The organism is Ideonella sp. (assembly GCF_041287625.1).
Classification (GTDB): Bacteria; Pseudomonadota; Gammaproteobacteria; order Burkholderiales; family Burkholderiaceae_C; genus Ideonella.
This window is the reverse complement of sequence record NZ_JBGGNH010000053.1, coordinates 1-11,322: the sequence shown is the minus strand read 5'-3', so window position 1 is coordinate 11,322 and position 11,322 is coordinate 1. Positions and strand designations below refer to the sequence as shown.

The window sequence follows — 11,322 nt, the reverse complement described above, 5'->3', positions numbered from 1 at the left end:
TACAGCAAATGGGGCGGCTTCATCGAAGGCGTGGACCAATTCGACCCGCTGTTCTTCAACATCTCGCCACGCGAAGCCGAACTCATGGACCCGCAGGAACGGCTGTTCCTGCAATGCGTGCACGCCACGCTGGAAGACGCCGGCTACACCCGCGAGACGGCGGCCCCGGACCAGAACGTCGGGGTGTTTGTCGGCGTCATGTACGAGGAATACCAACTCTACGGCGCGCAGGAACAAGCCCGGGGCCACAAGCTCGCCGTCTTCAACAGCCCCGCCTCCATCGCCAACCGCATCTCGTACTACTGCAACTTCAGCGGACCCAGCCTGGCCCTGGACACCATGTGCTCGTCCTCGCTCACTGCCATCCACCTGGCCTGCCAGAGCCTGCGGCAAGGCAACTGCACGGTGGCAGTCGCCGGCGGCGTCAACGTCTCGGTGCACCCCAACAAATACCTGATGCTCGCGCAGGGCAAATTCATCTCCGGCAAAGGCCGCTGCGAAAGCTTTGGCGAAGGCGGAGAAGGCTATGTGCCTGGAGAAGGCGTCGGCGCCATCCTGCTCAAACCGCTGGCGCAAGCGCAAGCTGACGGTGACCACATCTACGGCGTCATCAAGGCCAGCGCCATCAACCACGGCGGCAAGACCAACGGCTACACCGTGCCGAACCCCAACGCGCAAGCCAAAGTCATAGAACGCGCACTCAGGGACGGCGGCATCGACGCCCGGGACATCAGCTACATCGAAGCCCATGGCACCGGCACCAGCCTGGGCGACCCCATCGAGATCGCCGGTCTGGCCAAGGCATTCAGCCAATGGACCCAGGACAAACAGTACTGCGCCATCGGCTCGGCGAAATCCAACATCGGCCACTGCGAAAGCGCCGCCGGCATCGCCGGCGTCACCAAAGTCCTGCTGCAACTCAAGCACCGCCAGATCGCGCCCAGCCTGCACTCGGCCGTGCTGAACCCCAACATCGACTTCGAAGGCACGCCCTTCGTCGTGCAGCAGGCACTCACAGACTGGCCCAGGCCCGCCCGGGAAGTCGGCGGAACACTCACAGAAGGCAAACGCATTGCCGGCATCTCGTCGTTCGGCGCGGGCGGGGCCAATGCGCACGTGGTGATCGAAGAGTACAGCGCAGCACAAGACCAACGCACAGACCAGGGACCGGCGCTGATCGTGCTGTCGGCACGCAATGAAGAGCGGCTCAACGAGCAAGTCCAGCAACTGCGCGATGCCATCGAATCCGACGCGACCATCCACCTTGCCGACCTGGCCTACACGCTGCAGGTTGGGCGAGAGGCGATGGAAGAGCGGCTGGGGCTGGTGGTCAACTCAGTGGAAGAGCTGAAGCAGAAGCTGAGCGAGCACCTCGAAGGCCAGACTGGCGTCGACGAGCTGTACCGTGGGCAGGTCAAGCCCAACAAGGAAGCGCTGGCGGGGCTCAGCGGCGACGAGGACATTGGCACCGCGGTGGAAGCCTGGATTGCCAAAGGCAAGCACGGCAAGCTGCTGGACGTGTGGGTCAAGGGCATGGCCGTCGACTGGAATCGCTTGCACGGAGACAAGCGGCCGCAACGCATCAGCCTGCCCACCTATCCGTTTGCCCGCGAGCGCTACTGGGTGCAGACCAGCCCAATGCAGCCCATGGCGACAACGGTGAACCTGCACCCGCTGGTTCACCGCAACACCTCGGACGTCGAGGGCTTGCGCTTCAGCACCCACCTGAGCGGCGAAGAGTTCTTCCTGGCTGACCACGTGGTGCAAGGCGCGCGCGTGCTGCCCGGTGTGGCGCAGCTGGAGATGGCGCGCACGGCAGCCAGCCATGTGCTGGGGCACGAGGCCGGCGTGGCGCTGAGCGACGTGGTGTGGACGCGCCCGGTGGTCGTGGGCAGCGAAGGCCTGGGCCTGCACATCGCGCTCGATCCGGAAGACGACGGGACCGTCAGCTTCGAGATCTACAGCGAGGACGGCGAGGGCGAGGTGCGCGTCTACAGCCAGGGCCTGGCGCATCTGCGCGAACAGGCGGGCACCACGGCGCACGACCTGCAAGCTCTGCGTGCTCAGTGCCAGCAGTCACAGCTGACAGCCTCGCAGTGCTACGCCCGCTTCGAGCAGCTGGGCCTGCACTACGGCCCGGCGTTCCAGGGCTTGGCCGAGGTCTGGATCGGCCAGGACCAACTGCTGGCGCGCGTCGCGTTGCCGGCTTCGGCACCACAGGGCGGCTACCAACTTCACCCCAGCCTGCTGGACGCAGCCTTGCAGGCGACGCTGGGCTTGCAGATGGACAGCGAAACGCCGAGCTTGCCGTTTGCGCTGGGCGCGCTGGAGGTGCTGGCGCCGTGCACGGCCCAGATGTGGGCGATCGTGCGCAGAAGCGCCGGCAGCCACGCGGGCGATGCCGTGCAGCGGCTGGACATCGAGCTGTGCGATGAGCACGGCACCGTCTGCGTGCGCTTCGGGCAGTTCAGCATGCGGTCCGTCAGCGGCGACAAGACCGCTGCTGCCGGGCAGGCTGAAAATGAAACCGACCTGTTGTTGGCGCCCGTCTGGCAAGTGGTGAACCCGCCTGCGCCTGCAAACCAAGCCCCTGCCGCCGAACGTGTGTTGGTCCTTGGTGGCACGCACGCACAGCGCCAAGCAGTCCTCGGCCAGTTCCCCGCTGCGGCCTTGTTTTTCTTGCCGCCAGCCGCGCAAATCGCCGAGATCGAAGAAGCCCTGCGCCTGCACGGCGAGTTCGATCACCTCCTCTGGATCGTCGGCAGCGGCGAACTCGAACCGGCGCAGCCGGACGACGAAGCGCTGATTGTGTTGCAGCAGCAAGGCGTGGTGCTGGGTTTCCGCCTGGTCAAGGCCTTGCTGGCACTTGGCTTGGACAAACGCCCGCTGAACTGGACGGTGTTGACGGTCCGCACCCAGGCCGTGCACCCGTCCGATGCGGTGTTGCCCGCGCATGCCGGCGTGCATGGCTTCGTGGGGTCGGCGGCCAAGGAATTCCGGCGCTGGCAATTCCGCCTGCTGGACCTGGACGGCGCACAAGCCTGGCCTGTCGGCCAACTCTTCCAGCTGCCTTTTGACCCGCAGGGCGACGCGCTGGCCTGGCGCTCCGGCCAGTGGTTCCGCCAGGCCTTGCTGCCGGTCGACATCGCGCCGGCCGCCCGACACGAAACCCTGTACCGGCACGGCGGCGTCTACGTGGTGATCGGCGGCGCGGGCGGCATTGGCCAGGCCTGGAGCGAGCACATGATCCGCGCCCACCAGGCGAACATCGTCTGGATCGGCCGGCGCCCGGTGGACGAGGCGATCATGCAGGCCCAGGCGCGGCTGGCCGCCTTCGGACCGAAGCCCGAGTACATCGCGGCCGATGCGACCGATCGACACGCGCTTGGGCGCGCCTGCGAGCAGATCCTGGCGCGCCACCCGGCGATCCACGGCGTGATGCACGCGGCCATCGCACTGCTGGACAAGAGCCTGGCGCAGATGGACGAGGACCGCCTGCTTGCGGGCCTGGCGGCCAAGGTGGATGTCAGCGTGCGCATGTGCCAGGTGTTCGGCGCGCTCCCGCTGGACTTCATGCTGTTCTGCTCCTCGCTGCTCAGCTTCATGAAGGCGGCCGGGCAAAGCAACTACGCCGCGGGATGTACCTTCAAGGACGCCTACGCGCTGCAACTGGCCAGGCGCCTGCCGTACCCCGTCAAGGTCATGAACTGGGGTTACTGGGGCAGCGTGGGCGTGGTCGCCTCGCAGGCCTACCGCGAGCGCATGGCGCAACTGGGCTTTGGCTCCATCGAAGCGGAGGAGGGCATGCTGGCCATCGAGCGCTTGCTCGCGGCGCCCATGCCCCAGCTGGGCTTTCTCAAGGTCGCACCCACCGGCGGCAAAGGCGGCCTGTTCGACCTGATCGGCCAGGCGCGCGTGCAGGTCGACGCCGCCCGCTTCGGATCGCTCGCCACGGCAGTCTCCGGCCATTCAGGCAGCAGGCCATTCCCTGGCGACGCGGATCGCCTCACGCAACACAAGCGCGAGTTCGATGGCCTGGCGCTGGCCATCTTGCGCGGCGAACTGCAAGCGCTGGGTTGGACTGGCGATGCCGCGGTGCCTGGCCTGCGCCCGGGCCACGCGCGCTGGCTCGCACACAGCCGCCAATGGCTGGCGGCGTCGGCAGATGAAACGACTTCCCTGGCCCAGGCCCGGGCCGCATGGCAGCAGCGCAAGACGGCATGGCTGGACGACGCCGATCTGCGCGCCCAGGTGCAGCTGGTCGACGCGATGCTGGGTCAGCTGCCGGCCATCCTGCAGGGCCGCGTGCAGGCCACCAGCGTCATGTTCCCGGGCTCCGCCATGCACCTGGTCGAAGGCGTCTACCAGGGCAATGCCGTGGCGGACTTCTTCAACGACGTGCTCTGCGACACCGTGGTCGCTTTCGTTGCCGAACGCGTGCGGCAGGACCCTGAAGCCCGCGTTCGCATCCTCGAGATCGGCGCCGGCACCGGCGGCACGAGCGCCCGCCTGCTGGCACGGCTGGCACCCCATGCCGCGCACATTGCGCAATACGCCTACACGGACCTGTCGCGCGCTTTCCTGTTGCACGCAGAGCGGAAGTACGGCCCGGAATACAGCTACCTCGATTACAGGATCTTCGACGTTGGCAGCCCGTTGGCCGGGCAAGGCATCGAAGCCGGCAGCTATGACCTGGCGATTGCCACCAACGTGCTGCACGCGACCCGCGACATCCGCGAGAGCCTGCGCAACGCGAAGGCGCTGCTGCGTCCCAATGGCCTGCTGGTGCTCAACGAGTTGAGCCGTTGCGAGCTGTGGACCCACCTCACCTTCGGCCTGCTGGACGGCTGGTGGCTGTACGAGGACGCGCCGCTGCGAATTCCCGGCAGCCCCAGCCTCGCGCCGGAGCGCTGGGAGACGGTGCTGCGTGAAGAAGGCCATCGCCATGTCTTCTTCCCGGCCGCGGCCCAACACGCGCTCGGGCAGCAGGTGGTCGTCGCCGAGAGTGATGGCGTGACGGTGCAACGGCAGCCCGCACGCGCTGCTGCGAGCCTGCCTGCAGCGCCGATCCGCATCGCCCCCGCCCCCGCCCCCGCCCCCGCCCCCGCGGCCGTTCCGCGCAGCCGCACCGAGGCCGCGCCCGGTTCGTCCACGGCCCTGGTCGCTGCCTCGCCAGCCCTGCTGCGCGAGAAGTGCGTGCTGCAGCTCAAGAAGCTGGTCGGCCAGACCCTGAAGATGCCGCTCGACAGGATCGATGCCGGCACCGGCCTGGACGCCTATGGCATCGACTCGATCCTGGTCCTCGAACTGAGCAACGGCCTGCGCCAGGCCTTCAAGGACCTCGGCATCGAAAGCGCGGTCAGCCCCACGCTGTTCTTCGAATACGCCAGCATCGATTCGCTGGCCGACCATTTCATCGCGACCCAGGCCGCGGCGATGGCGCGCTGGGTCGGGCTGGATGCCGTCGCAGCGCCCCAGCCGGCGGAGCCGCCCAAGCCGCAGACACCGCTCGCAAACGAGGCCCGGCGCCCTTCGGCGCACGCCTTTCGGCGTCCTGGCAACCGGAAGTCTCTGGCAACCCTGCCTGTTGCGACCCAGGACGTGGCCATCGTCGGGCTGTCCGGGCGTTATCCGGAGGCCGCCGATGTCGGCGAATTCTGGGCGAACCTGAAAGCGGGTCGCAACTGCATCCGCGAGGTGCCGGCCGAGCGCTGGGACCACAGCCGCTATTTCGATGAACGAAGAGGCCAGCCAGGCAAGGCCTACACCCGGTGGGCCGGTTTCATCGACGATGTCGATTGCTTCGATCCGCTGTTCTTCAACATCTCGCCACGCGAAGCGGAGGCCATGAGCCCGCAGGAGCGGCTGTTCATCCAGGAGGCCTACGCCTGCATCGAAGATGCCGGCTACACCCCTGCCACGCTGTGCACGAGCCGCAAGGTCGGCCTGTTCGTCGGCGTGATGAACGAGCGTTACCCCACCGGCACGCGCTTCTGGTCCATCGCCAACCGCGTGTCCTACCTGTTCGACTTCCAGGGCCCCAGCATGGCGGTGGACACCGCCTGCTCGTCGTCGCTGACGGCCATCCACCTGGCGCTGGAGAGCCTGCGCAGCGGCGAGAGCGAGGTGGCGATTGCCGGCGGCGTCAACCTGATCGTCGACCCGGATCACCTGCTGACCCTGTCCGCGATGACGATGCTGTCCGCTGGGGACAAGTGCAAGTCGTTTGCGGCCGACGGCGACGGCTTTGTCGACGGCGAGGCCGTGGGCGCGCTGGTGCTCAAGCCGCTGCAGCAGGCCGTGGCCGATGGCGATCAGATCTACGGCGTGATCAAGGGCAGCGCCGTCAATGCCGGCGGCAGGACTCAGGGCTACATGGTGCCCAATCCTGCGGCGCAGGCGCAGGTCGTGCGCAGCGCGCTGGAACGTGCGGGTGTCGATGCTCGCCATGTCAGCTACCTCGAAGCGCAGGGCACCGCGAGCAGCCTGGGCGACCCCATCGAGATCGCCGGCCTCACCAAGGCCTTCCAGGGCTGGACCGAGGACAAGCAGTTCTGCGCCATTGGCTCGGCGAAGTCCAACGTGGGCCATTGCGAAAGCGCGGCCGGCATCGTGGCCGTCAGCAAGGTGCTGATGCAGATGAAGCATGGCACGCTGGTGCCCAGCCTGCATGCGGCCCAGCTGAACCCGGCCATCGACTTTGCGAACTCGCCCTTCGCAGTGCAAACGGCGCTGGCGCCGTGGCCGCGTCCGGTGCGAGACCTTGGCGGCCGCGCGCAGGAAGTCCCGCGCACCGCCGGCATTTCGTCGTTCGGTGCCGGCGGCGCGAATGCGCACCTGGTGATCGAGGAATACATCGCACCGCCGGCGTCGCTCCAAGCCGGCGGCGCCGCGATGGTGGTGCTGTCGGCGCGTCGCCCGGACCGCCTGGAAGCGCAGGCGCGGCGGCTTCTCGCGGTGATCGAGCGCGACCCGGCCGAGCTGTCGCTGGTCGATCTCGCCTACACCTTGCAGGTCGGGCGCGAGGCCATGGAAGAGCGGCTCGCGCTGACGGTTGAATCACTCGCCGAGTTGCGCCACAAGCTCTCTGCCTTCCTGGCAGGGGACGAGGCCATCGCCGGCCTGCACCGCGGACAGGCCAAGCGCGGCAAGGACGCGATGGTGCTGCTCGCCGGCGACGAAGACATCGACATGGCCTCGGTCGCAGCGACCTGGGTCGCGAAGGGCAAGTCTGACAAGCTGCTCGGTTTGTGGGTCAAGGGCCTGCCGGTCGACTGGGCGGCATTGCATCGCAACAGCGGCCAGGCGCCGCGGCGCATCAGCCTGCCCACGTATCCGTTTGCCCGCGAGCGCTACTGGACCGAGCGCCGCGAGGAAGCGGCAGCGCCGCCCATGCAGCTTGAACACGAAGCTTTCGATGCACCGGTCGCACCGGTCGCGGTGATGGAACCGGTGGTGACGATCCAGCCCATCACCATCGACGACAAGACGCTGCAGCAGCGCATCCAGCAAGCCCTGGTCGAGATGGTCTCGGCCACGCTGAAGGTGAAACCCGACGACATCGACGGCGAAACCTCGCTCAGCGAATACGGCTTCGACTCCATCACGCTGACCGGTTTTGGCAATGGCTTGAACGAGCGCTATCAGGCCGAGCTGACGCCGACGATCTTCTTCGAGTTCCCGACCCTGGACGGCCTGGCCGGCTTCCTGGCGCGCGAACGCAGCGAGCCCATGCGGCGGCACTTCGCACCCCAGGCCACCCCATCGGCCCCGCCGGCTCCCCGGGCGCCCAAGGCACTCGCCGCAAACCAAGCCCACCGCGCCACGGCGGCGCCGAGCCGCGCCCCGGCGGTGGACGAGCCGATCGCCATCATCGGCATGAGCGGTCAGTTCCCGATGGCGGACGACATCGCCGCCTTCTGGCGCGTGCTGGCCGAAGGCAAGGACTGCATCAGCGAGATCCCGCACGATCGCCTGGATTGGTGGGTCGGTTCCGGCGACGCTGATGAGGCGCAGGCCCAGCCCAACTGGGGCGGCTTCATGTCCGGCATCGATCAGTTCGACCCGATGTTCTTCGGCATCTCGCCGAAGGAAGCCGAGCTGATGGACCCGCAGCAGCGGCTGATGATGACCCACGTCTGGAAGGCGCTGGAAGATGCTGGCCATGCGGGGCCGGCGCTGTCGGGCAGCGACACCGCCCTCTATGTCGGCACCATCGCCAGCGGCTATGCCAATCTGATCAGCCGTGCGCGCATGCCCGTCGAAGGCCATTCGTCGACGGGCGCGGTGGCCTCGGTCGGCCCCAACCGCATGAGCTATTTCCTCGACTGGCACGGGCCCAGCGAACCGGTGGAAACGGCCTGCTCCAGCTCGCTGGTGGCGCTGCGGCGCGCCGTCCTCGCGCTCCAGCGCGGCGACTGTGCCATGGCCATTGCCGGTGGCGTCAACACCATCGTCAACTCCGAGCTGCATGCCAGCTTTGCCAAGGCCGGCATGCTGAGCGAGGACGGCCGCTGCAAGACCTTCTCCAGCGAGGCCAACGGCTATGTGCGTGGCGAAGGTGTGGCGATGCTGGTGCTCAAGCGCCTGTCGGACGCCGAGCGCGACGGTGACCACATCCACGGCCTGCTGCGCGGCAGCGCCGAGAACCACGGCGGCCGCGCCAACTCGTTGACGGCACCGAATCCCACGGCCCAGGCCGCCGTCGTCAGCCAGGCCTACCAGCGCGCCGGCATCGACCCGCGCACAGTCAGCTACATCGAAGCCCACGGCACCGGCACACCGCTGGGCGACCCGGTCGAGATCAACGGGCTCAAGGCGGCCTTCAAGACCTTGTACGCGGCGACAGGCGACAGCGCCGTGGCCGCGCCGCATTGCGGGCTCGGTTCGGTCAAGACCAATGTTGGCCATCTGGAGCTGGCGGCAGGTGTCACCGGTGTCATCAAGGTCCTGCTGCAGATGAAGCACAAGACGCTGGTGAAGAGCCTGCACAGCGAGACGCTGAATCCGTACATCGACCTGGACGGGAGCCCGTTCTACGTCGTCCAGCAAGCGCGCGAGTGGACGGCGCTGCGCGACGCGCAAGGCCAGGCCTTGCCACGCCGCGCGGGCGTGAGCTCGTTCGGCTTTGGCGGCGTCAATGCGCATGTGGTGCTGGAGGAATACGTCCCGCCGGCGGCGACGAGGCCTGGCACGGCCGGGCCGGCGGCGGTCGTGCTGTCCGCGCGCGACGAGGAACGGCTGCAGGCGCAGGTGCAACGGCTGTCCGCATTCCTGGCCTCGCCTGAGAACGCCGGCATCGACCTGGCCGACCTGGCCTACACGCTGCAGGTCGGCCGGGCGGCGATGAAGGCGCGGCTGGGCCTGGTGGCAGGCTCGCTTGCGGAACTGCGCGAGAAGCTGGCCCGCCATGTGGCTGGCAGCAGCGTTGCCGGCGAGGTCCACTGCGGACAGGCCGGGCGCCACAAGGCGGCCACGGCCACAACCATCGCCGACACGCGCAGCGCGGTCGAGCCGGGCGCGCTGGACAAGCTGCTTGCGCTGTGGGTGCAAGGCGAGGCAGTGGACTGGACCGGCCTCTACAGCGACAGGCAGCCGCGCCGCATCAGCTTGCCGAGCTACGCGTTTGCCAGGGAACGGCATTGGGTGCCGTCTGGGCCGGTCGCCTCGCATGCAGCGCCAGGCGCTGCCGCCGTGCTGCATCCGCTGGTGCATCGCAATTCCTCGAACCTGCTCGGGCCGCGCTTCAGCAGCCGCTTCAGCGGCAACGAGTTTTTCCTTGCCGACCACGTCGTGCTGGACAAGAAAATCCTGCCCGGTGCTGCGCAACTGGAAATGGCGCGCTTCGCGGCCAGCGAAGCGATGGACGGCAACATGGACGGCGCCGGCACGCTGCACCTGAAGGACGTGGTCTGGACCCGTCCGGTGGTGGTCGGGGCCGAGGGGCTGGCCTTGCATCTGTCGCTGTATCCGGAGGGTGGCGGCGAGGTCCGCTACACGCTCCACTCAGGCGTCCCGGAAGCCGAGGTGCTGCATGGCGAGGGCCTGGTGACAAGGTCGGCGGACGATGCAACGCCGGTGACACACGACCTTGCGGCCTTGAAGCAGCAATGCACGCAAGCGCACCTGGACGCAGCGCAGTGCTACGCGCTGTTCGACGATCTTGGCCTGCACTACGGCAGCGGCTTCCAGGGTCTGGGCGGGTTGTTCGTCGGCGAGCAACTGGCGGTGGCGCGCATCACGCTGTCGCCATCGGTGCCGGGGGCCCAGGACCGCTATGTCTTGCACCCCAGCCTGCTCGACGCGGCGATGCAGGCCTCGGTTGGCCTGCGGATCGGCGCCAAGGCTGACGGCCTGAGCCTGATGCTGCCTTTTGCATTGGGGTCGCTGGCCGTGCTGGCGCCGTGCACGCCCACGATGTGGGCCGTCGTGAGGGCCAGCGCAAGCCATGCGAGCAATGACGCGGTACAGGAGGTGGACATCGACCTCTGCGACGCCAAGGGCATGGTCTGCGTGCAATTCAGGCGGCTCGGCCTGAAGGCCATGACCACGCCGACGCCCCCGGCCGATCGGGCGCTGAAAGCGGAGCGCCCCGTGCCGGCCGCCGCGCCCGCACTGATGGCGGCCGATGCGCGCGACAGCTTCGACGAACGAGCGGTTCGCTACCTGGTCCGCTTCCTCGCCAATGCGCTGAAGCTGCCGGCACAGAAGATCGACGCACAGGCGCAGATGGAGAGCTACGGCATCGATTCCATCCTCATCCTGGACCTGACGCGCAGCCTCGAAAAGCAGTTCGGCCCACTGCCGAAGACGCTGTTCTTCGAGTACCAGACCATTTCCGCATTGAGTGGCTATTTTGTTCAGCACCATCACGCTGCGATGGCCGCGCTGGTGGGTGAAACGCGCAGCGTTCCGGCCCTTGCGCCCATGCTGGCCAGGGCCGAGCTGCCGGTCGCGCCGATGAGCCGCCGGTCGCGCTACGAAGCGCGCAACCGCATTGACAGGCAGGACACCGGCGAAATCGCCATCATCGGCCTGTCGGGCCGCTACCCTGAAGCCGAGGACGTGGCGGCGTTCTGGACGAACCTGAGCACCGGCAAAGACAGCATCACCGAGATCCCTGCATCGCGCTGGGACTGGCGGACCGACTTCGACGAAGACAGGAGCAAGCCTGGCAAGACTTACAGCAAATGGGGCGGCTTCATCGAAGGCGTGGACCAATTCGACCCGCTGTTCTTCAACATCTCGCCACGCGAAGCCGAACTCATGGACCCGCAGGAACGGCTGTTCCTGCAATGCGTGCACGCCACGCTGGAAGACGCC

1 protein-coding gene is annotated in these 11,322 nt (G+C 67.6%); it reads left to right on the top strand.

From position 1 onward, the window contains the following. The coding region (locus ACAH41_RS20150; RefSeq protein WP_370538435.1) for an SDR family NAD(P)-dependent oxidoreductase at nt 1-11,322 on the top strand (11,322 nt) is incomplete at both ends.